The following is a 21,709-nucleotide window of genomic DNA, read 5'->3' as shown; positions in this document are numbered from 1 at the left end:
GCCGCCGCGACACCCTGGGCGCTGCGGTGCTGGAACTCCCACGAGAAACCGGTACCGTCTTCGTCGTGCGTATCTCTGTCATCGGCTGCGGGTACCTCGGTGCCGTGCACGCCGCCTCCATGGCCAAGCTCGGACACGAGGTCGTCGCCGTCGACGTCGACCCGACGAAGATCGAGCGGCTCGCCGCCGGCGAGGCCCCCTTCTTCGAGCCCGGACTCCCGGAGATCCTGACCGAGGCGCTCGCCTCCGGCCGGATCCGCTTCACCACCGACATGGCCGAGGTCGCCGGTGCCCGCGTGCACTTCCTCGCCGTCGGGACGCCGCAGAGCCCGACGGGTGCCGCGGACCTCACGTACGTCGACGCCGCTGTCGCCGCGCTCACCCCGTACCTGTCCGCCGGCGAGTTCGTCGTCGGCAAGTCGACCGTCCCGGTCGGCACCGCTGCGCGCCTCGCCGCCGAGGTGTCCGAGGCCGTGCCCGGGGCGACGCTCGTCTGGAACCCCGAGTTCCTCCGCGAGGGCTTCGCCGTGCAGGACACCATCAGCCCGGACCGCTTCGTCTACGGCGTCCCGGACGGTGACGCCGGACAGGCCGCCGTCGACGCCCTCGACGAGGTCTACGCCGAGGCGCTCTCCACCGGCACGCCCCGACTCGTCGTCAACCTGCCCACCGCCGAGCTCGTCAAGATCAGCGCGAACGCGTTCCTCGCCACGAAGATCTCGTTCATCAACTCGATGGCCGAGATCGCCGAGGTCGCCGGTGCCGACGTCACCGCGCTCGCCGACGCCATCGGCCACGACGCCCGCATCGGCCGCAAGTTCCTGAACGCCGGCCTCGGCTTCGGGGGCGGCTGCCTGCCGAAGGACATCCGCGCGTTCCAGGCCCGGGCGAACGAGCTCGGCGTCGGGGAGTCCCTCGCGTTCCTGGCCGACGTCGACGCCACGAACCTGCGTCGTCGTGCGCACGTCGTCGAGCTCGCGCAGGAGCTGCTCGGCGGGGTCGTCACCGGCAAGCGCGTCGCGGTGCTCGGTCTGGCCTTCAAGCCGAACTCGGACGACGTCCGTGACTCGCCGGCCCTCGACATCGCCGCACGCCTGCACGAGCTCGGCGCCACGGTGTCCGCCTACGACCCCGAGGCCGTCGTCACCGCCCGTCGCGTGCACCCGGAGCTCGACTTCGTCGAGACCGCGGCGGACGCGCTGTCCGGCGCCGACCTGGTCCTCGTGCTGACCGAGTGGACGGAGTTCCGCGAGCTCGACGCGACCACGGCGGCGTCCCTGGTGTCGAGCCCGGTCGTCATCGACGGCCGCAACTGCCTCGACCGCGACGCGTGGACCGCCGCCGGCTTCACGTACCGCGGCATGGGACGCTGACGTCGCCTGACGTGCAGCAGCGCACCCGGCGCTCGGACCGCATCCGCGCCCTGCTCACCGCGGGCTTCTGCGGCCGGGACTGGGCGACACCGGTCGTGCTCGCGGCGACGCTGCTCGCCCTGACGGCGTCGGTGGCGCGGACGTTCTCGTCGATGCCGCTCGCGAGCGTGGACGAGTCGGCGCACGTCGACTACGTGCTGCGGGTCTGGCACGGGCAGCTCCCGGTCCTGTCCGACGGCATCCGGTTCCGTCCGGGGTTCGGCGGGACCCCGCCCGTGCAGTGGGTCGCGCAGCACCCGCCGCTCTTCTACCTGCTGCTCGCACCGGTGGTGGGGCCGCTCGTCGACGCCGGGCACCCGGTGCAGGCCGTGGTGCTCGGTCGTCTGGTGAACGCCGTGTTCGTGGCGGCGATCGTGCCGGTCGCCGCGTGGGCGGCTGGCCGCTGCTTCCCCGGGGTCGTCCGGCTGCCGGCCACCGTGGCCGTCGTCACCGCGTCGACGAGCGTCCTCGTGGTGCAGGGCGGCGTCGTGTACAACGACTCGCTCGCAGCGTTGACCTGCGCGCTGGCGTGCGGCGTCGCGGGCGCAGCGCTCCGGTCCGGCGTCGGCCCGGGGCTCGCCGTCGGTGGCGCCTTCGTGGCCGCGGCCGGCGCGACGACCCGCCTGTCGTTCGCCCTCTGGCTCGTGGCGATCGTCGTCGCGTTCGCGCTGGCCCGCACGGTCCGGTTCGGCCGGCTCCGCGGCACCTGGGCCCGCGTCGCCGTCACGGCGGTCCCGGTGCTGGCGGCCGCAGCCGCCTCCGGGTGGTTCTGGCTGCGGAACGAGGCACTGACCGGGTCGTTCAGCGGCCGACCGACGGCCTGGCCCGGGTACACGCCGCGACCGCACTACTCCGAGGCCGAGGTCGTCTCGATGCTCGGGTTCTGGCGGCAGCTCTTCGCGCTGTACCGCGGGTCGTTGCCGATCGCGAGCCCGCTGCCGTGGGTGGTCCTGCTCGTCCCGGTGCTGCTGTTCGTCGCGGCCCTCGTGCTGCGGCGCCTGCGGCCCTGGGCGCCCGCCGACGACGACCGGTGGCCGCGCCGCCTCGTGGTCGCGATGCTCGTGGTGGTCACGCTGCTGTTCGTCGTCGTCGAGATCCGCTACACCGCCGGGGGCGGCGCGCCGCTCAACCGCTACACGCTCACGGTGCTGCTGCCGATCGTGTTCGCGATGGCGGCCGGCTTCCTCGCCTGGCGTCGCGCGGCAACCGTGCTCGTGCTGGTCTGGGGCGCCGTCGCGTTCGTGCCGACGTGGTCGCTCCTGCGGTTCGAGGGCTCGGACCTCGTCGAGCACTCCGGCACCGTCGTCGTGCTCGCGTTCGCGGCGGCGGTCGTCTGCGCCGCCGCGATGCTGGTGACCTACGCGATGGCCGCGCGCAGCACCGCCCGGTAGCGCTCGCCGATCCGCTCGGTCGAGAACTCCGCCGCCGAGACGACGGCCTGCTCCTGGTAGCGCGCCCGTGCGGCATCGTCGGTGAGCACGCGCTGCAGGGCTGCCCGGAGCGCAGGGACATCGCCCGGGGGCACGAGGACGCCGGACACGTCGTCCCGCACGACGTCGCGGATGCCGGGCAGGTCACTCGCGACGATCGCGGCACCGACGGCAGCAGCCTCGAGCAGGGTGACCGGCAGTCCCTCTTGATCGCCGTTCGCCGCCGGGATCGACGGCACCGCCACGACGGTGGCCGACGCCAGGGTCTCGAGCACCTCGGTGCGTCCGCGCTGACCGAGGAACGTCACGGGCAGTCCGGCGGCCTGCTGCTCGAGCTGGGCCCGGTAGGGGCCGTCACCGACCACGGTGAGCCGCCACGGCACGTCGTCGCCGAGTCCCCGGAGGGCCTCGATCAGGTTGCCGAAGCCCTTCTTCTCGACCAGCCGGCCGACCGCCACGACGTGGTGCTCCTGGGCGGGGACGCGGGCGCGGGTGTCGCGGGCCGGTCCGAGGTCGACGCCCATCGGGATCACGGTGGACCGGGCCTCGGGCACGCCCCACTCGGTCAACCGTTCCCGCATCTCGGAGTTCACGGTCGTGACGTGCGCCGAACGGCCGAACACCCAGCGCTTCAGGCGGACCAGGGGAGCGGCACGGAGCGCGTAGATGTCGCCGCCGTGCGTCGTGACGACGACGGGCACGCCCGGGGCTGCCAGCGTCGCGACCAGGGCCTGCGGGATGGCCCAGTGCGCGTGGATGACGTCGGGCTTCGCGGAGCGGACCACACGGCGGACCGCGAACCACTGCGCGAGCACCAGCGCCGGCACCTGCACGATGCGTGACCGGCGCTCCTTCAGGTTGTCGAGGATCGCGCCGTCGGCCAGGTCCTCGAACGCCTTCGGGAAGTAGGGGAAGCGCCGGACGCCGACGTCGCCGATGCGTTCGGTGGTGGCGCCGCCGGGTACGCGCGGGGTGAGCACCATCGTGTCGAACTCGAGTGCCTCCTGGTGGGCGAGGTCGAGCACGAACGCCGGCACGCCGTCGTCCGGACGGGCCGGGAACGTCGAGCCGAGGACGAGCAGGCGGGGACGGGCGGAGGGGGTGGGGCGGGACATCGTGCCTTTCCGGGGGTCGCGGGGGACGGTCCGGTAGGCTCTCCACCCGTGCGCGTTCTGATCCACAATAGCGATTCGCCCCACAACCGCGGGGACCGGGCGATCCTCGCCGGCAACGTCGAGCTGGTCCGCCGGCGGTGGCCCGACGCCGAGATCGTCTCCCTGTCGCAGTACCCCGAGCGGGACGCCGCGTGGTTCGGGATCCGGTTCCTGCCGGTCTCGCCGTACAGCACCGGCATCGGCGACCTGTTCGCTCTGCTGCGTGCCGCACGCAGTGCCGACGTCGTCCTGTGGGGTGGCGGGGAGATCCTCAAGGACTACACGAACAAGCTCGGCCTCGTGTACTGGTTCGGCAAGATGCTGCTGGTCCGCGCGGTCAACAAGAACCTGGTCGGGGCCTTCCAGGGCATCGGCCCGACGACCGCCGGCGTGAGCAAGCGCCTGATCCGAGCCACCGTCGACCTGTGCCGCTCGTTCGCCGTGCGCGACGACGAGTCCCGCGAGAAGCTCCTGGCGTGGGGCGTCCGCACACCGATCGTGTCGTCGTTCGACCCGGCCGTCGTCGGGACCGTCACCGCGCCCGACGCCGACGTCCTCGAACGCCTCGAACGCACCACCGGCCTGACCGCCGAGCGCCTCGAGGGCTCGATCGGCTTCGGGGTCCGCCGCTGGTTCCACTACAAGCGCAGCGGCTGGATCCCGTTCCGCTTCCTACCGAAGCGCTTCCGGCAGACCGGCGTCGACAGCGACAAGCTCGTCACGTACCGCCAGGCCGTCGCGGACCTGGCCGACCGCGTCATCGACCGCTGGGACGCCGACGTCGTGTTCTACCCGATGCACATGGAGGCCTCCGAGGGCGACGCCGCCTTCGCCCGGGAGGTCATCGCCCTCATGCGGCACGCCGACCGCACCCACGTCGTCGAGGCCGACGAGTTCTCGCCGTCCGAGTACGCGGGGCTGATGTCGCGCAGCCGGCTGTTCCTGGCGAGCCGCCTGCACTCTGCGATCGTCGCGACCATCGCCGGCGTCCCCGCCGCGGTGCTCTACTACGTCGACAAGGGCCGGCTGTTCTTCGAGCAGATGGGTCAGCAGGAGTTCTCGAAGCCGATCGAGGCGGCGCTCGAGCCGAGCTTCGTCGACGACGTGACGGCGCAGCTCGAGCGGCTCGACGCGGACCGCGACGCGGTCCGCGCGCAGCTCGCCGAGGGCGTGGCCCGGATGGCGACCGCGCTCGACGCCGACTTCGCCGAGGCGACCCGCGACGTCCGCTGACACCGGCGGCTCGCGATCGTGAGCCGCTGACGGACGGGAGGCCCGTGGCGACACCGCCACGGGCCTCCCGTCCGCCCGGGCGAAGCTCGCCGGCGCGTGGTGCGTGGGCTGCGCACCGTGCGCGCGTCGTCGTCTGGTGCGGGCTTGCCCGCGTGGTGCGCGGTTGTGTGGCGGCACGGGGCGTGCAACGGCGCACCGGGTGTCGGAGTCCGCACCGTGCGGCGGACGGGATGGCGCGTGGTGCGTGGGCTGCGCACCGTGCGTGCGTCGTCGTCTGGTGCGGGCTTGCCCGTGTGGTGCGCGGTTGTGTGGCTGCACGGGGCGTGCAACGGCGCACCGGGTGTCGGGGCGCGCACCGTGCGGCGGACGGGAGGCCCGTGGCGACGCCGCCACGGGCCTCCCGTCCGCCCCCGCACCCAGCTCAGGGCGTGACGCGCGTCACTCGGTCTTGGCCGCGAAGCGCTTCAGGTACGTGATGTTGTTGCGGTAGACGTCCTGGTCGCCGGGGAGCACCCCGCTGGACGCCCACTGCCAGAACGTCCACTTCGACCAGCTGCGCCCGAGGGTGCCCGGCGTGGTGAAGTTCTTCACGGGGTAGATCGCGACGAACAGCGGGTTCTTCGAGAACTGGTTGCTGTTGTTCGTGCAACGCTTCCACCAGTCCGTCGTCGTGTAGATCGCCGGGTAGCGGTGGGTCTTCTTGTAGACGGTGTTCGAGAAGTCCTTGATCCAGCTGCGCATCTGGCCCCAGGTCTTGCCGTAGCAGGTGCCCTGTGCCGCGCTGCCGTACTCGATGTCGAGCAGGGGCGGCAGGGTCTTGCCGTCCTTGCTCCACTGCCCGCCGTGCGCGAAGAAGTAGTTCGCCGTCGCGGCGCCGCTCGCCTGGCTCGGCTGCGCGTACACGTAGCCACCGCGGTACAGGTTCCGCTGCTTGGCGGTGGCGTACTGCTGCTTGTAGGTCGAGCTGACGTACGAGGTGCCCTCGGTCGCCTTGACGTAGGCGAACCGGGCACCGTTGCGGTACGCCTGCAGGAAGTTGACGCTCGGCTGCCAGGCGCTGATGTCGAAGCCCTGGACGCGTCCCGGGGGCGGGCCGGACGCGGTGGCGGCGGAGGAGGTGCTCAGCGACTGGGCGCTCACGCCGCCGGCGGCGGTGTCCGGCGCGGTGACCGTGACGTGCGACTCGCCGGCGTGGGCGGCGATGCCGGCGCCCATGGTGTGGTTCCCGGTGCGGTCCATCTCGGCGATGGAGAGCTGCTCGGCCGCGGGGGCGGGGGTCGCCGCCGCGGTGGCCGTCGGAGCCGGCGTGGTCGGGGCGGTCTCGGCGACCGCCGTCCCGCTGCCGAAGGTGATGGCCCCGGCGACGGCGGCAGCGGTGCCGAGTCCGAGGATCCTGGTGATCGGTGCGCGCATGTGGTCTCGTCTCGTCTTCCCTGTCGAGATGCCGTGGGCCTGATCACCCACGCCGCGGTCCGAGCGATGCTACCTGCCGCCCGCCCGTGCTGTCCGCGACGCGCAGCACGGCGGCGTCCGCGGCCGCGAGCGACGTGGTGCGGTCGTCAGCGCGCGCTGCGGCTGCCCGCGTCGGGGGAGGCGCTGTCGGTCTCGACCTCGGGCAGGCGTCCGCGGTGCGACACCTCGGCCGTCGCGTGCTTCTGTCGGCGGTTCATGAAGTTGCGCTCGACGAGCCACCAGAAGCCGATGCAGATGCCGATCACGACGGGGATCACGACGAAGACCATCATCAGGAACTGGTACTTCGGGTACAGGCCGAGGGGCAGCAGGAGCAGGTTACCGAGGCCCAGCAGCGGGCTGTGGAACAGGTAGATCGAGTACGACACCAGACCGGCGAGCACGAAGGGCTTCCAGGCGAAGAAGCGGGCGAGCCACGTGTGGTTGCCGGTGACCGCCTGGCGCCCCATCCAGGTGAGCAGGATGCCGGCCAGGATGCCGGTGACGACCTCGGACGGCCAGGTCTGGTGCTGCCAGTAGTCGCGGTTGCGGAAGAACACCAGCAGCGTCCCGAGCACCATCGCGCCGACGAAGGCGCCGCTCGCCCACCGCGGCCCGCCGAGCTTCGAGCGTTCGCGGACCACGCCGGACAGGTGCTCGTCGCGGGCCTTCACGGTCAGCTCGGCGGCGAGCATCCCCACCGCGAACAGGCCGACGAACCACGGGTGCATGAACGAGTAGCGGCTCTCGGCGCCCATCCACATGCCGATCAGCACCAGGCTCGAGGCCGTCGCCCAGCCGCCGAACACCCGCCACAGCGGCAGGATCAGGAGCGGCATCAGGAAGTAGATCTGCCACTCGACCGCGACCGTCCACATCGGGCCGTTGATCTTGCCGATGTACTGCGGGAAGAAGTCGTGCACCAGGAAGAAGTGCGTCAGGAACGTGCCCCAGCCCATCGGCAGCTTCGTGTCCCACTGCGTGCCACCGGGCTGACCGAGCACGGGGACGAACAGGATGAGGAGCGCGAACAGCACGAGCGACGCCCAGTAGGGCGGGATGATCCGTCGGGCGCGACGCCAGACGAACTTCCAGAAGCCGCCGGGCAGGCGGTACCGGTCGAACCGGGTCAGCACCGGCAGCATGAGCACGTAGCCGGACAGCACGATGAAGAGCGGGACGCCGAGGTAGCCCCAGCCGATGATCGGGCGCAGCCAGGGCAGCTCGGTCGGGCCGGTGCCGGTCGTCCCGGTGAAGAGGTACGCGTGGTAGAAGACCACCGCGAGTGCGGCGAGGCCGCGGAGCCCGTCCAGGTAGGGGAACTCGAGCCGGCCGCCGGCGCGGGGCGCGGCGGCAACGGGATCGGCTGCGGATTCTGCTGCGCGGGTCTCGGTGGCCAACGATCGTCCTCGGTGTGGTCGGAGCGGGGTCGCAGGCAGTCTCCCACACGCCGAGCGGGTGTCGCGATGCGGGCCCTGTGCCTGGTGTTTCGGTTCGGATGTCATGATGAAGCACGTGACCTCGACGAGCGCAGCCGCAACGCAGATCACCCACGAGCCGGATCATCGGCGTTCGGGGGCCGCTCCGCGTCGGTTCGCGCGCGTCGTCGCACCGCTCGTCCTGGCACTCCTCGTCGTCGTGGGCGTCGCGCTCAGCGCCGCCGTCGCGTACCACAACCGCCTCGGCGTGACGAACGTCGACGGCATCTCCTACATGGGCATCGCCCGCGAGTACGCGAACGGCTGGCTGCCCGACGCCATCAACGCCTACTGGTCGCCGATGGTGTCCTGGATGATGGCGCCGTTCATCGCGGCCGGCCTCGGCATGCAGACGGCGTTCGCGGTCGTGAACTGCTTCGCGGTCGCCGTCGTGCTCGGCATCGGCGGCTGGCTGGTCTGGTCGCAGAACCACCGCATCGTCCCGGCGGTGCTCTTCATGGTCACCGCGATCCCGGCGCTGATGAGCGCGGTGTCGGTGCAGACCCCCGACCTGCTCGTCGTCGCGTGGGTCGTCGGCTACCTCTGGGCACTCCGGTGGGCGGACCAGGCGCTGCACGGGTCGACGCAGGCCCGGCTGGTCTCCGGCGGCGTGCTCGGCGCCGTCGCGGCCATCGGGTACTTCGTCAAGCTGTTCCTGCTGCCCGTGGCGGTCGGCGCGGTGATCCTGTGGCTGCTGCTGCGGGTGTGGTCAGCTCGACGCCGCCGCGAGCCGGTGCGGCACTGGTGGACATCGCCGGTGGCCACGATCGTGGTCTTCGCCGTCGTCATCGCGCCGTGGGTGGGCGCCCTCACGATGAAGTACGGTTCGCCGACCCTGGGCTCGTCGCTCTCGGTGAACATCGGCTCGAAGTTCGACGACGGCGGGCGCGCGACCGACTGGCCGTTCCTGCCCGTGCCGCCGAACTCGCACGCGTTCTCGCCGAACGAGGACTTCACCCCGTCGGTCTACAAGCAGGGCCCGATGGACAACCCGGACCCCGCCGTGGTGCCGCCGACCGACGACGCCGCCACCACCGAGGACACCGCGCCGAAGGTCACGAAGGACTCCGGCATCGCGGCCCGCGCCGGCTACTACCTGCACGAGCGGATGCTCGCGTTGCCCTACTACCTGCAGAAGATCAGCACGTTCGCCCCGTTCGCCGCACCGATCGCCCTGCTCTTCGCCGCGGCCCTGGTGATCGGCGTGGTCCGGTTCCGCCGGTACGCCTTCACCTGCATCGTGGCGGCGACGACCCTGGTCTACTTCGTCGGCTACGGCATGATCACGTCGTCGTCGAGCGGCGGCGGGAACGCGCGGTACTACTGGCCGCTGTTCTACCTGACGGCGATGATCGGCGCGCTCATGCTGCCGGCCGTCTGGCGGCTGGTCCGCCGACGCGGCGTGGTCCGGACGATCGTCGCGTGCGTCGCGATCGCCGTCGTCCCCGTGGCGTCGTTCACGCAGAACTGGATCGGGTCGCCGGCACCCTTCTACCCGTCGGTGAACCGCACCGAGGCCCTGCGCGTCACCGGACCGACGGACGTGCCCGAGATCGTCCGGCTCGCCGACCAGATCCGGGCGAGCGGTGCCCTGCCGGAGGACGCGACCGTCATCGGCTCGAACTACCGCTCGCTGTCGTCGCTCGCGTTCCTGACCGACACGCGTGTGTACGGTCGCTCAGGTCAGGGGTACACGTACCACTCGGACGCGATGCGCAAGCTGTTCATCGACCAGGGCGTGCAGTACTTCGTGCAGTTCGACCCCGCCACCGCACCAGCACGCGACTACTCGATGGCCGGGAAGCTCGTCGGGACGTACAACGCGACGATCTCGTGCAGCGCCGACCGGTCGACCGATCCCGAGATCCCCTGCCGCATCCAGATCGTCAAGTTCGCGAAGTAGTCGCCGCTCCAGGGAGCGCGCCACACCAGCGTCTACGATGACCTGGTCCCGAAGCCCGGCAGGAGACCACGTTTGTCAGGAACCACCAGCGACACCCCCGCACCCGAGGGGAAGCGTCCGCCGAAGTGGCGGCGGTTCCTCGGCAAGGCGATCCCGATCGTCTTCTACGTCCTGCTCGCGGTGTTCCTCGTGCTCTACCTGCGCGGCGTCGACTGGGGACAGCTCGCCGAGGCCGACTGGCAGTGGGGCTGGGTGGTCGTCGCGACGCTGATCAGCCTCGGGTTCCGCTACTGGGGTGTCGGCATCTGGTTCTACCTGCTGCGACGGCTCGGAGCGACCGGGCTCAAGGGCAGCGGCGTCACCCTGACCTACGTGTACGCGAAGTCCTGGATGGGCCGCTACATCCCCGGGGCGGCCACCTGGATCATCGGCAAGGTCTACTTCGCCTCGAAACACGGCGTCTCGAAGGCCCGGCTCGGCGTGAGCGGCCTGCTCGAGGGCGCCCTGCAGATCGCCGCCACACTGGCCCTGGCGCTCGTGCTGCTGCTCATCGACCCGCGCACGCACGACCTCGACCCGTGGCTCATCGCCCTGATGATCGCGGCGTTCGTCGGCTGCGTCGTCTGCCTGATCCCGCGGGTGTTCGTGTTCCTGATCGGCATCGCGCTGAAGGTCCTGCGCCGCAAGCCGCTCGAGGCCGACGTGCGCCCGAACCTCGGCACGGTGCTCGGCGGGGCCGGACTGTACGTCGCCGGCGCGGTGCTGTCGGGTACCGCGTACTACTTCATCACGCTGGCGGTGTACCCGTCGCTGAAGCTCTCCGACGCGGCGTTTGTCATCGGTGCCGCGAGCATGGCCTCGGCGATCAGCATGTTGGCGGTCTTCGCCCCCGGCGGGCTCGGTGTCCGCGAGGGCGTCCAGGCCCTCCTGCTCGCGCTGGTGATGCCGGTGCCGGTCGCCCTCGTGGTGGTCGTCGTCACCCGCATCTGGAGCCTCGCGGTCGACGGACTCTTCCTGCTCTGCGCCGCAGCCCCGACGTGGTTCCGTCGTGGTCGCCCGACCGACGACCCCTCCGCGGTCGAGGGCAGCGCCCCCGCCGCCTGACGCGCGCACGCCGCGAGCACGCACGCCGTGAGCACGCACGCCGCGAGCACGCACGCCCCGAGCGCACACGCCGCGCGCGCGGGGTGGTCACGACGCGGGGGCGACCACCCGACGGTCGGCTCGGGCGACCTGCACGACGGACGCGACGAGCCCCACCGCGACCAACGCCACGACGACCACGAGCACCGCGGGCGGCACCGGACCGATCTCGGAGTAGCGCAGCAGCCCGCGGCCCGTCACCGGGAACAGCGCCGCGTTCCAGAACCACGCCGACGCCACCGCGAACCCGTACACGCCCACCGCGGGCAGCAGCACGGCCAGCGCCACGGCGACCCAGGAACGTGCGCGCCCGGCGGGCACCAGGCGACGCCATGCGATGGCGCTCAGCACGATCAGGCAGACGATGGCGGGGAAGTAGTAGCGACCCTGGGTCGCGGCGACTTCAGTGGTGGTCAGGTACGAGTGCGCGCTCGTCCGGTTCTGGATGCCGATGAGCAGCGCCGGGAACACTGCCAGGCACAGCGCCACCCGCAGGTCGGGGCCCCGCCGGAACGCCCAGCCGACGAGCACGACGAGCGCGATGACCGTCAGGACGGCGGTGAGCAGGTCGCCCATGCTGACCTGTGCGCGACCGCCGAAGCTGCCCCAGAACGTGCGGGCGAGCGTTCCCCAGCTGACGTCGAGGAAGTGCCCGAGCGTCGGGTGCTCGCCGGGTGGGAAGTCCTTCGGCGGGCGCATCGCCGTGTACCCGTTCGGCTGGATCCGGCCGTAGGCGAACCAGTTGTGGATCCACCACCACGCCCCGATGCCACCGGACACCGCCATCGTCACCACGGTGCGGACCACCCGTTGCCGCAGCGACAGCACCCCGGCGCCGGCGAAGAGCACGACCACCGCCACGAACGGCACCGCGGGCAGTCCGGTGCCCTTGATCCAGACCAGGGCACCGAGCACCACCGCGAGCGCGATGGTGGTGCGCCACCGGGTGTCCCCGGTGAGCAGCCGGGTGGCGAGCCACACGACGATCCCGGCGACGAGCAGCACGGGGGCGTCGTTCGAGAACGAGGAGCCGATGGACGCGAGCTCGGGCGTCGCGAACACCGCGAGTCCACCGACGAGCGCGGCCCGCGGCGACCGGGTCACCCGGCGGACGGACGCCCACGCCAGCAGCGGCAGGGCGGTGACGGCGAGGACGTCGGCGAGCCGCAGCGCGGTGAACGCCCGGTCCCACCGCAGGTCGCCGAAGTCCACGGCACGGAGCACGGCGGCACCGGCGAGGTAGGCGGTCGGCGGGTGCTGCGTCATCTGGTTGACGGTCGAGGACGCGCCGGGGGCGTTCTGCAGCAGCTCGCTGACGGTCGACCACTCGCTCGACGGCTTGGTCGCCTGCTCGACCTTCGCGGTTTGCACGGCGTTGGTGACGAACAGCTCGCCGGGAGCGGCCCACGCGTCGCCGAGCGCGACGTGCACGGCGGCGTCGACGTGCGCCGTCTCGTCCGGGGCCTCGAAGACCGGGACGATCAGCGCCCAGGCGACGAGCCACAGGCCGAAGGTCGCCGTGACGACGGCGATCGCCACACGCTCCCAGCGGGCGGTGCGGGGTGGTGCGGTGGTGCTGGTGGTGGTCTCGTGGGCCGTCACCCGGTCGAGTCTAGGGCGCGCCCCTCGTGTGCGACGTCGGTGGCGACGGGCTCGGAACCGGTCCGCTCGGGGTGGTACACCCACACCTTGTAGAGCCAGAAGCGGAACACCGTGCCGAGCACCAGGCCGACGATGTTCGCGACGTTGTCGGCGAGGACCGAGGTCAGCCCCATCACGTAGTGGGACACCCCGAGGCAGGCGAGCGCGATGACCATGCCGCCGAGCGAGACGACGACGAACTCGATGCCCTCGCGGGTGGCGACCGCACGGCGCTGCTCGCGGAACGTCCAGTAGCGGTTGCCCATCCAGTTCACGAAGATCGCCACGACCGTGGAGATCACCTTCGCCCAGAACGGCCCGGAGTGGACTTCGTCCGGGTCGAGGACGGTGATGCGCAACACGTTGAACACCGTGGTGTCCACGACGAAGCCGACGGCGCCGACCACGCCGAAGCGTGCCAGCTGGGCAATGAGGCGCCGCACGTGCCCTCCAGGATCCGTAGAGTTGTCGCGGGCCGTGCACAACGCGACCCGAACAGCGATTGTAGACAACGCGTTCACCCCGGGCGGTGTGAACGCCGGAAGGATCACACAGCATGGCGTTGCGCGTCGGGGTCATCGGTGGGGGACAGCTGGCACGGATGATGGTGCCGGCGGCCGTCGAGCTGGGGATCGACATCCGGGTCCTCGCCGAGGGGCCGGGCATGTCGGCCGCCATCGCCGCCACGGCCGAGGGCGACTACCACGACGCCGCGACGGTCCTGGCGTTCGCCCGAGACGTCGACGTCATCACGTTCGACCACGAGCACGTGCCGCAGGACGTCCTGCGCGCCCTGGTCGACGCCGGGGTGGCCGTCCGCCCCGGTCCTGGTCCGCTCGCCGTCGCGCAGGACAAGATCACGATGCGGACGAAGCTCACCGAGCTCGGCCTGCCGGTGCCCGACTGGGCCGCCGTGCACGACCCGGACGAGCTCCGCGCCTTCCTCGACGACCACGGTGGTCGCGCGGTGGTCAAGACGCCCCGCGGTGGCTACGACGGCAAGGGCGTGCGGGTCGTGTCGGACCCCTCGGACGTCGACGACTGGTTCATCGCCGTCGCCGAGGCCGGCGGCGGGCAGGCCCTGCTCGCCGAGGAGCTCGTCCCGTTCACCCGCGAACTCGCGCAGTCCGTCGCCCGCCGCCCGTCCGGCCAGGTGGTCGCGTGGCCGCTGGTCGAGACCGTGCAGCGCGACGGCGTCTGCGCCGAGGTCATCGCTCCCGCGCCCGACAGCGCCGGCCGCATCGCCGACGTGACGGAGTCGATCGCGGTCCGCATCGCCGAGGAGCTCGGGGTCACCGGGGTCCTGGCCGTCGAGCTGTTCCAGACCGCCGACGAGCGCATCCTCATCAACGAACTCGCGATGCGACCGCACAACACCGGACACTGGACCATCGACGGTGCGACGACGAGTCAGTTCGAGCAGCACCTGCGTGCCGTGCTCGACCTGCCGCTCGGCGGAACCGGGTCCTTCGCCCCGGCTGCCGTGATGATCAACGTGCTCGGCGGGCCGGCGGACGGCGACCTCGCGGCCCGGTACCCGGCCGCGCTCGAGGCGTTCCCCGAGGCGAAGTACCACTTCTACGGCAAGGCCCCCCGCCCCGGTCGGAAGATCGGGCACGTCACCGTGATCGGTGACGACGTCGACGACGTCGTCTACCGCGCACGGGCGGCCGCGGCGCACTTCGACGACTGACACCGGGTTCGTCGACGCGACGGAATGGCAGACGGGAGGCCCGTGGCGACGCCGCCACGGGCCTCCCGTCCGTCCGCGGGTCGCGTCCAGGGCGGCCGACACGTCCCCAGGACTGCCGACACCCGCTCGGGTGGCACCCGCACTGGCGGGTGGTGGCGCGCGGAGGCCCGTGTTCCCATGGACCGGTCAGGGGTCGACCGTCCGAGGAGTGTGTCCATGCGCCGCCGTCCGCGCCGTGCTGTCTTCTGCGCCGCCGCCGTCGCACTCACCGCTCTCGTCGGCGGGGTGCTGCCCGTCTCGTTCGCGTCGAGCGCCACCGCAGCGACGTCCGCGACGACCATCCGGTCCGCGTCCGCCGCCTCGCTCTACGGGGCCGGGCCGTACCGGTCGCCGACCAGCGAGGCAGCGAAGGCGGCCACCGCGCTCGCCGCCTCCGATCCCGCCGGTGCCACCGCGGCGTCGACCATCGCCCGCTACCCCGTGGCGACCTGGCTCGGCGAGTGGACGCAGGGGACCCAGTTGACCAGGACGATCAGCACGGCGGTCGCGGGCGCCGAGCAGTCCGGCACCACCCCGGTGTTCGTGCTGTACGCGATCCCGGACCGGGACTGCGGCGGGTACTCCGCCGGCGGGTTCTCCGAAGACTCCTACGACGCGTGGGTCGACCAGGTCACCGCCGCACTCGCCGGACACCGTGCCGCCGTCATCGTCGAGCCGGACTCGCTCGCGATGCTCAGCAACGCGAAGTGCAGCACCACGCTCGACGACCAGCGCTACCGGATCCTGTCCCGCACGGTCGCCGGACTCACCGCCGCCGGGGTCCCCGCCTACCTCGACGCCGGCAACTCGAACTGGGTGCCGCCCGCGACCATGGCCGCACGGCTGAACAGCGCCGGCGTGCAGCGGGCCCGCGGGTTCTTCACGAACGTCGCGAACTACTACCCGACCGCGCAGGAACAGGCCTACGCGCAGAAGGTCTCTGCCGCCACCGGCGGCTCCCACTACGTGATCGACACCTCGCGGAACGGGCAGGGCTGGCGCGGGACCTGGTGCAACGGCCCCGGCGCCGGCCTCGGCACCTCGCCGCGGGTCGTCACCGACGGCACCGCGCTCGACGCCCTGCTGTGGGTGAAGACCCCCGGCGCGAGCGACGGCACCTGCAACGGCGCCCCCGCCGCGGGCAAGTGGTGGTCGTCCTACGCCCAGGCCCTGGTCGCGAACGCCCGGCTCGGGGTCCCGGCAGCCGACCTCGCGCCACAGGGCTCGCTCGAGGTCGTCGCCGGCACCGGCGGTGGCGTCCGGGTCCGGGGATGGGCCTTCGACGAGGACGACCCCACGCAGCCCGTCCGGGTCCGCGCCACAGTCGACGGTGTCGCCGCGGGAGCCGTGACCGCCGGACTCCGCCGGACCGACGTGGACGCCGCTGCGGGTGTCGGGGTGACCCACGGCTTCGAGGCCGTGGTGCCCGCGTCCGCCGGCGCTCGCCGGGTCTGCGTGACCGCCGTCAACATCGGCGCCGGGTCGGACACCACGCTCGGGTGCGCCACCGTCCGTGCCTTCCGGCACGACCCCTACGTCGCGCTCGAGTCCGTGACGGGCAAGCAGGGCGGCATCAGCGTGCGCGGCTGGGCCTTCGACGGTGACGCCGCGTCGTCCGCCAGCACCGTCGCGATCACGGTCGACGGCAGGCGGGTGACGTCGCTGTCGGCGGGTCGCGTGCGCGCCGACGTCGATCGGACGTGGGGCTCCGGCGCGAAGCACGGCTTCGCCGGCACCGTCGCCCTCAAGGCCGGCAAGCGGACCGTCTGCGCGGTCGCGCGGAACACCGGCACCGGGAAGGACCGGAGGGCGAGCCCCTGCCGGACGGTGACGGTGGCGCGGCGCTGACCGTTTGGGCGAGCGGCGACCCCGCACCGTGCGGGTTGTGGGTGCTGCGGTCGCACGGTGCGGCACTGCTCACTCGGTGCGAGGTTGATCGCTGGGTGCGGCCGTGCAAGCTCGCACGGAGCGGTCAACGGTCTCCCCGGTGACGAACTCCGCACGGTGCACGCCTGTTCTCCTCTCTGCGCACGGTGCGGCACTGCTCACTCGGTGCGAGGTTGATCGCTGGGTGCGGCCGTGCAAGCTCGCACGGAGCGGTCAACGGTCTCCCCGGTGACGAACTCCGCACGGTGCGCGTCCGATCACTCCGTGCGAGGTGCGAGGTGCGAGGTGCGAGGTGCGAGGCGCGAGGTGCGAGGTGCGAGAGGATGGGCGCATGCCGCGTGATCTCGTCCGCCGAGCCGCTCGTCGACTCCGTCGCGTCGTCGTCGGCACGCCCCCCGTGCCCGCTCCGCTGCCGATCCTGGGCTACGTCGTCGCGGGCGCCGACGGAGCGCACCCGGCGTCCGCCCACGTGCGGGTCGTCCGGCGAACCGAGCACCTGGCTGCCAGCGGCACGGCCGAGGTCCGCCAGGTCGACCAGGTCGCGTTCGTCGACGGGACCGACACGACCCCGTACGCCGCGGTCCTGGTGCAGCGCGACATCCTGCCGCGCGACGCCGTGCAGCCCTTCCTCGCGGTGGCTGCCGCCCGCGGGGTCCGTGTCGTCGGCGAGGTCGACGACGACTTCTTCACCGAGTCCGGCCGCCAGCGCCTCGCCCGCGCCGAGTACGACCCGGACCGCCTCGCCTCGATCGACGCGCTGGTCCGCGGCGCCGACACCGTCGTCGTGAGCACGCCGGAGCTCGCCGACGTCGTGCGCCCGGTCGCCCGTGACGTCACGGTCGTGCCGAACGCCCTCGATCCCGGGCTCTGGACACCCGGTGCGACCGAGGACGACGACGAGCGCCCCGAGGGCGAACACCGGGTGCTCTACATGGGCACGCTCACCCACGCGGCCGACCTCGAACTGCTGCGCGACGTCTTCACCGACCTGACGGCCACCGACGGCACGCCGATCCGGCTCGAGGTCATCGGCGTGACCGACGAGGGCGGCGCCGACTGGTTCCGCCGCATCGAGGTGCCGGACGGTCACTACCCGGCGTTCTCCCGCTGGCTCGTGGCGCACCGGGAGCGCTGGCGCGCCGGTGTCGCACCCCTGCGCGACGAGGAGTTCAACCGGGCGAAGAGCGACCTGAAGTTCCTGGAGTACACCGCACTCGGACTGCCCGCGGTGGTCTCGGACCGACCCTCGTACGCCGTGGCGCGAACGCACGGTGCGGTCGCGGTGCCCGACGACGTGGTGGCGTGGCGCGATGCGGTCCGGGCCGCCGTCGAGCGCGGGACGGCCGACGAACGGGCCGTCCGGTGGGTCACGGCGGAGCGCACGATCGGCCGTGACGACGACGCCTGGCGCCGCGTGCTGCTCGGCTAGGCTCGTCGCGTGACCGACACCGACGCACCCGTCCAGCCGCTCGTCTCGATCATCATGGGGTCGGACTCCGACTGGCCGACGATGCGCGCTGCGGCCGACATCCTGGCCGAGCTCGGCATCCCGTTCGAGGCGGACGTCGTGTCGGCGCACCGCACGCCCGACAAGATGACCCGGTTCGCCCGCGGCGCCGCCGAGCGTGGCATCCGCGTCGTGATCGCCGGTGCCGGTGGCGCCGCGCACCTGCCGGGCATGGTGGCCTCGATGACGACGCTGCCCGTGATCGGCGTGCCCGTGCAGCTCGCACGCCTCGACGGCCTCGACTCGCTGCTGTCGATCGTGCAGATGCCGGCCGGCATCCCGGTGGCGACGATGGCGATCAACGGCGCCGCGAACGCCGGCCTGCTCGCCGCGCGGATCATCGGGTCGTCGGAGCCTGCCGTCGCCGCCCGCCTGACCGAGTACGCCGACGGCCTCGAGAAGCTTGTCGAGGAGAAGGCCGCGCGCCTGCGCGACTCCCTCTAGGACCCCGGTACCGCAGCGCGCACCCGGCTCCGTCGTCACACCTCCGCCCTCGCCCCGGCCGCCGTCGTAGGCGTGCCTGAGCGGCGCCGCCTGCCGCACGCCCCGAGCCGCCGTCAGCCCCAGAACGGGGGCCGCAAAACCGCCGCTGACCAGCATTTCTCGGCGTAGACGGAACGTTCTGCAACCCCCGCGTACTGGGGATAAACCGGATCTGTCAACCCCGCGCGCGGGCTGCATTTCGCAACTACGGTGAACGGCGGGTGGTCGAGATCCGGCCTCCCAGCACCCACGGGAACGGGTGCGAACCGTCACGTCAGGGAGTGACAGCTCATGCAGAAACGCGCAACCAAGCGGGCCGCACTCACCGTCGTGCTCCTCAGTGCCGCACTCGTCGCAGGACCGCTCGGAACAGGAACCGCAGCGTCCGCCAGTTCGGCACCGATCGGGAACGTCGGGAACTTCAAGCAGACCTTCCGAGAGAACTTCAGCACGGCGGCGGCGGCCAAGGGGAAGTTCGCCAAGACCTACGCGAAGTCGTGGCAGCCCTACCCGGACGGCACCGGCGGCATGTACTACTCGGGCGCCCAGATCAGCTCGCACAACGGGTACATGGACGTCAAGCTCGACGGCAAGCACGGCGCCGCCGGCACGTTCGGCACCCCGTCGGGTGCGTGGGGGCACAAGGGCGGCAAGTTCATCGTCCGTGCCAAGGCGACCGGCGGTGACGGGAACGGTGCCGCGTTCATGCTGTGGCCGTCGTCCGACAAGTGGTCGGACGGTGAGATCGACTACCCCGAGGCGAACTTCGACCAGCAGCCGATGCTGCACCACCACTCGATGACCCCCGGCCAGGAGGTCAACGCGACGAGCCTGAGCACCGGCGTCTCGTGGCGCGCGTGGCACACGTACTCGATCGAGTGGATCCCCGGGAAGTCCGTGCGCTACCGCCTCGACGGCAAGGTGATCAAGACGATCACGAAGCACGTGCCGAAGACCGCGCACCGGTACATGTTCCAGGTGGGCAACTGGGGCGCCACCGGCCACCTGTACATCGACTGGGTCAGCACCTACACGTACAAGAAGTGACGTGCCGCCGGCTCAGAGGTCGGCGTGCAGCTGCCAGGTCTCGGCGGCGGAGTCGCTCCAGTCGTACATGCGGGCGCGGTCCGGCCCGGCGACGGCGAGCTGCCCGGCGAGCAACGGGTCGTTGACCACCTGGTAGACCGCCTGTGCGATCCGCTCCGGGTAGGACTCTCGCGGGTTCCGGGCGACGGTGACCCCGGCGTCCGACGCGACCTCGGCCACGGCGGGGTCGTCGGAGTGGATGACGGGGGTGCCGAAGCTCATCGCCTCGATCACGGGCAGGCCGAAGCCCTCGGCGAAGCTCGGGAACACGAACACGGTGGCTCGGTCGTACACCACGGCGAGGTCGGCGTCGTCGATCCGGCCGAGCACCTTCACGCGGTCGCGGGCGAGCCCGGCGCGCTCGGCCGTGCCGTACACGTCGACGTCGCCCCAACCGTCCGGGCCGGAGATCACGAGCGGGATGTCCGCCGGTGCGTCGGGGTGCGCGAGTGCTTCGATGAGGGACCCGAGCGCCTTGCGCGGTTCGAGCGTGCCGACGGCCAGCACGTAGCGGTCCGGCAGGCCGAGGCGTTCGGCGCGCAGGTCGGCGTCGACGGGCAGCCGCAGCCGACCGCTGGGGGCGCCGCCGATGACGCGCAGCCGGTCGTCGAAGCGGTGGATCTCGTTCAGGGCACTCGCCACCGCGTGGGTGGGCACCACGACGGCGTCGGCGTGCTTCCATGCCCGCTTCACCATCGCCTTGTGGAAGTGGACACCGCGGGGGGTCAGGGTCTCGGGGTTCGTCCACGGCACGGTGTCGTGCACGGTGACGACGGTCTGCCGACCCGGGTCCTGGAACCGGTCGTGCTTGACCAGGGGCGCGAGGACGCTCGGCGCGTGCACCATGCCCTTCGCGATGCCACCGACGAAGCCGCCCTGCCACGCCAGCGACAGCTCGCGACGGGCCAGCGGCAGACGCTGCAGGTCGGACAGGCCGGGCAGCAGCGTGCGCAGGTGGGCCATCTCGTCGGAGCTGACCGCCGACACGACCCCGGCGACGTCGCACCCGCTCGGCGCGTTCGCGACGAGGTGACGGGCGAGCTCTTCGGCGTACCGCCCGATGCCACCCGGGACGGGCGCGACGACCTGGTCGACGAGGACGTGGAGGGTGGTCATGGTGCTGGTCTCCTCGTCGTGGTGATGGGGCCGAGGACCGGCCCGGCGCCCGGCTGCCCGACCCTACCAGGGCCGGTGGGCTGCCCCCTGAGCGCCGCTGGCGGGGCGCGGCAGGGGACCGAGACGGGAGGCCCGGATCACGTTCGCGACGCGGCGGACGTGATCCGGGCCTCCCGGTCGACTGCCGTGCTTACTTCGTCAACGCCCCTGCGGCCACCGCGGCGTGCAGCGCCTCGCGCCAGTCGCGCATCGGCGCGAGGCCGGCGCGCGACCAGCCGTCGTGCCCGAGCACGCTGTACGCCGGACGCGGCGCCGGACGGACGAACGCGGCGCTGTCCGTCGGCAGGACGCGCTCGGGGTCGAGGCCGAGCTCGGTGTAGATGGCACGCGTGAAGTCGAACCACGACCCCTGCCCGGCGTTCGTGCCGTGGTAGACGCCCGCGGGGGCGTCGCCGTCGACGAGCTCGACGATCCGCGCGGCGAGGTCGCCGGTCCACGTCGGCTGACCGACCTGGTCGGTGACGACGCTCACGGTGTCGTGCGAGCCGGCCAGTCGGAGCATCGTCGCGGCGAAGTTCGGCCCGTGTGCGCCGTAGATCCACGCGGTGCGGACGACGTACGACGTGTCCGGGGCGATCTCGCGCACGAACGCCTCGCCCGCGGCCTTGGTGCGGCCGTAGGCGTTGATCGGGTCGGTCGGGGCGTCCTCGGCGTACGGGGCGGTGCCGTTGCCGTCGAAGACGTAGTCCGTCGACACCGTGACGAGCTTCGCGCCGTGGCGGACCGCGGCCTCGGCCAGGAGCTTCGGGCCCGTCGCGTTGACCGCGTGGGCGTCGTCCTCGTGCTCCTCTGCCTCGTCGACCTTCGTGTACGCGGCGGAGTTGACCACGACGTCGTGCCCGGCGACGGCGGCGTCCACCGCGGCCGGGTCGGTGATGTCGAGCTCGGCGCGGGACAGCGCCGTCACGTCGCGGCCGGCGAGCGCGGCCTGCAGGTCACGGCCGAGCATGCCGGCGGCGCCGGTGATGAGGTACTTGGTCACGGTCGACCGC

17 protein-coding genes are annotated in these 21,709 nt (G+C 72.1%); 10 read left to right on the top strand and 7 right to left on the bottom strand.

What is annotated here, in order from left to right; genetic code table 11:
* Positions 1–65: 65 nt before the first annotated feature.
* Positions 66–1,373 carry a UDP-glucose dehydrogenase family protein gene (locus ACGH48_RS12645; protein WP_396288855.1) on the top strand — a complete coding sequence of 436 codons (1,308 nt, stop codon included), beginning with the start codon at positions 66–68 and terminating at the stop codon, positions 1,371–1,373.
* Positions 1,374–1,384: 11 nt separating this feature from the next.
* Entirely contained in the window at positions 1,385–2,803 is a 1,419-nt protein-coding gene (locus ACGH48_RS12640) for a hypothetical protein (RefSeq protein ID WP_396288854.1), read from the top strand.
* Here ACGH48_RS12640 and ACGH48_RS12635 read toward each other — a convergent pair.
* A complete protein-coding gene (locus ACGH48_RS12635; RefSeq protein WP_123313739.1) occupies positions 2,770–3,957 on the bottom strand; it encodes a glycosyltransferase in 1,188 nt (395 codons plus the stop codon). The genes ACGH48_RS12640 and ACGH48_RS12635 overlap by 34 nt on opposite strands.
* Before the next feature lie 48 nt (positions 3,958–4,005).
* On the opposite strand from ACGH48_RS12635, the gene ACGH48_RS12630 reads away from it, so the two are divergent.
* Positions 4,006–5,229: a polysaccharide pyruvyl transferase family protein gene (locus tag ACGH48_RS12630; RefSeq protein WP_340195920.1), complete on the top strand. Its 1,224-nt coding sequence runs from the start codon at positions 4,006–4,008 to the stop codon at positions 5,227–5,229.
* Between the two features lie 438 nt (positions 5,230–5,667).
* Here the strand turns inward: ACGH48_RS12630 and ACGH48_RS12625 are convergent, their stop codons facing one another.
* Both ACGH48_RS12625 and ACGH48_RS12620 read right to left on the bottom strand, forming a co-directional pair.
* The gene (locus ACGH48_RS12625) at positions 5,668–6,642 is read right to left on the bottom strand and encodes a GH25 family lysozyme (RefSeq protein ID WP_396288853.1); all 975 of its coding nucleotides are present in this window, start codon (positions 6,640–6,642) and stop codon (positions 5,668–5,670) included.
* Between the two features lie 146 nt (positions 6,643–6,788).
* Entirely contained in the window at positions 6,789–8,081 is a 1,293-nt protein-coding gene (locus ACGH48_RS12620; RefSeq protein WP_185021442.1) for an acyltransferase, read from the bottom strand.
* 115 nt (positions 8,082–8,196) lie between these two features.
* On the opposite strand from ACGH48_RS12620, the gene ACGH48_RS12615 reads away from it, so the two are divergent.
* On the top strand, positions 8,197–10,062 hold the full coding sequence (locus ACGH48_RS12615) for a hypothetical protein (protein ID WP_396288852.1): 1,866 nt from the start codon (positions 8,197–8,199) through the stop codon (positions 10,060–10,062).
* A 72-nt stretch (positions 10,063–10,134) separates the two neighbouring features.
* A complete protein-coding gene (locus ACGH48_RS12610) occupies positions 10,135–11,166 on the top strand; it encodes a lysylphosphatidylglycerol synthase domain-containing protein (RefSeq protein ID WP_396288851.1) in 1,032 nt (343 codons plus the stop codon).
* A gap of 87 nt (positions 11,167–11,253) precedes the next feature.
* Here ACGH48_RS12610 and ACGH48_RS12605 read toward each other — a convergent pair whose 3' ends face one another.
* Positions 11,254–12,807 carry a DUF2142 domain-containing protein gene (locus tag ACGH48_RS12605; RefSeq protein WP_396288850.1) on the bottom strand — a complete coding sequence of 518 codons (1,554 nt, stop codon included), beginning with the start codon at positions 12,805–12,807 and terminating at the stop codon, positions 11,254–11,256.
* Positions 12,804–13,289: a GtrA family protein gene (locus tag ACGH48_RS12600; RefSeq protein WP_222658026.1), complete on the bottom strand. Its 486-nt coding sequence runs from the start codon at positions 13,287–13,289 to the stop codon at positions 12,804–12,806. The genes ACGH48_RS12605 and ACGH48_RS12600 overlap by 4 nt, the downstream gene beginning before the upstream one ends.
* A 113-nt stretch (positions 13,290–13,402) precedes the next feature.
* Here ACGH48_RS12600 and ACGH48_RS12595 point away from each other — a divergent pair, with 113 nt between their 5' ends.
* The 5 genes from ACGH48_RS12595 (at position 13,403) to ACGH48_RS12575 (ending at position 19,502) form a co-directional block, all read left to right on the top strand.
* Entirely contained in the window at positions 13,403–14,539 is a 1,137-nt protein-coding gene (locus ACGH48_RS12595) for a 5-(carboxyamino)imidazole ribonucleotide synthase (RefSeq protein ID WP_396288849.1), read from the top strand.
* 216 nt (positions 14,540–14,755) lie between these two features.
* Positions 14,756–16,426 carry a glycoside hydrolase family 6 protein gene (locus tag ACGH48_RS12590; RefSeq protein ID WP_396288848.1) on the top strand — a complete coding sequence of 557 codons (1,671 nt, stop codon included), beginning with the start codon at positions 14,756–14,758 and terminating at the stop codon, positions 16,424–16,426.
* A 370-nt stretch (positions 16,427–16,796) separates the two neighbouring features.
* Positions 16,797–17,894: a hypothetical protein gene (locus ACGH48_RS12585; protein ID WP_396288847.1), complete on the top strand. Its 1,098-nt coding sequence runs from the start codon at positions 16,797–16,799 to the stop codon at positions 17,892–17,894.
* A gap of 54 nt (positions 17,895–17,948) precedes the next feature.
* Positions 17,949–18,416, top strand: a complete 468-nt coding sequence (gene purE / locus ACGH48_RS12580) for a 5-(carboxyamino)imidazole ribonucleotide mutase (protein WP_185021477.1) — start codon at positions 17,949–17,951, stop codon at positions 18,414–18,416.
* 330 nt (positions 18,417–18,746) lie between these two features.
* Positions 18,747–19,502: a glycoside hydrolase family 16 protein gene (locus tag ACGH48_RS12575; RefSeq protein WP_123313727.1), complete on the top strand. Its 756-nt coding sequence runs from the start codon at positions 18,747–18,749 to the stop codon at positions 19,500–19,502.
* A gap of 12 nt (positions 19,503–19,514) precedes the next feature.
* Here ACGH48_RS12575 and ACGH48_RS12570 read toward each other — a convergent pair whose 3' ends face one another.
* Both ACGH48_RS12570 and rfbD read right to left on the bottom strand, forming a co-directional pair.
* A complete protein-coding gene (locus ACGH48_RS12570) occupies positions 19,515–20,657 on the bottom strand; it encodes a glycosyltransferase family 1 protein (RefSeq protein WP_123313726.1) in 1,143 nt (380 codons plus the stop codon).
* A 190-nt stretch (positions 20,658–20,847) separates the two neighbouring features.
* Positions 20,848–21,699, bottom strand: coding sequence for a dTDP-4-dehydrorhamnose reductase (gene rfbD, locus ACGH48_RS12565; protein WP_396288845.1), 852 nt, complete (start codon positions 21,697–21,699; stop codon positions 20,848–20,850).
* Between the last annotated feature and the right edge of the window lie 10 nt (positions 21,700–21,709).

Origin of the sequence: Curtobacterium pomorum, from assembly GCF_044497295.1 — a bacterium.
Classification (GTDB): domain Bacteria; phylum Actinomycetota; class Actinomycetes; order Actinomycetales; family Microbacteriaceae; genus Curtobacterium.
This window is presented reverse-complemented; position numbering and strand designations above follow the sequence as displayed.

Excerpts from the sequence above, each read along its gene's own strand:
- ACGH48_RS12625 (WP_396288853.1), bottom strand. The coding sequence starts at position 6,642 with ATGCGCGCACCGATCACCAGGATCCTCGGACTCGGCACCGCTGCCGCC.
- purE (WP_185021477.1), top strand. The coding sequence starts at position 17,949 with ATGGGGTCGGACTCCGACTGGCCGACGATGCGCGCTGCGGCCGACATC.
- ACGH48_RS12570 (WP_123313726.1), bottom strand. The coding sequence starts at position 20,657 with ATGACCACCCTCCACGTCCTCGTCGACCAGGTCGTCGCGCCCGTCCCG.
- ACGH48_RS12585 (WP_396288847.1), top strand. The coding sequence starts at position 16,797 with ATGCCGCGTGATCTCGTCCGCCGAGCCGCTCGTCGACTCCGTCGCGTC.
- ACGH48_RS12595 (WP_396288849.1), top strand. The coding sequence starts at position 13,403 with ATGGCGTTGCGCGTCGGGGTCATCGGTGGGGGACAGCTGGCACGGATG.
- ACGH48_RS12590 (WP_396288848.1), top strand. The coding sequence starts at position 14,756 with ATGCGCCGCCGTCCGCGCCGTGCTGTCTTCTGCGCCGCCGCCGTCGCA.
- ACGH48_RS12575 (WP_123313727.1), top strand. The coding sequence starts at position 18,747 with ATGCAGAAACGCGCAACCAAGCGGGCCGCACTCACCGTCGTGCTCCTC.
- ACGH48_RS12635 (WP_123313739.1), bottom strand. The coding sequence starts at position 3,957 with ATGTCCCGCCCCACCCCCTCCGCCCGTCCCCGCCTGCTCGTCCTCGGC.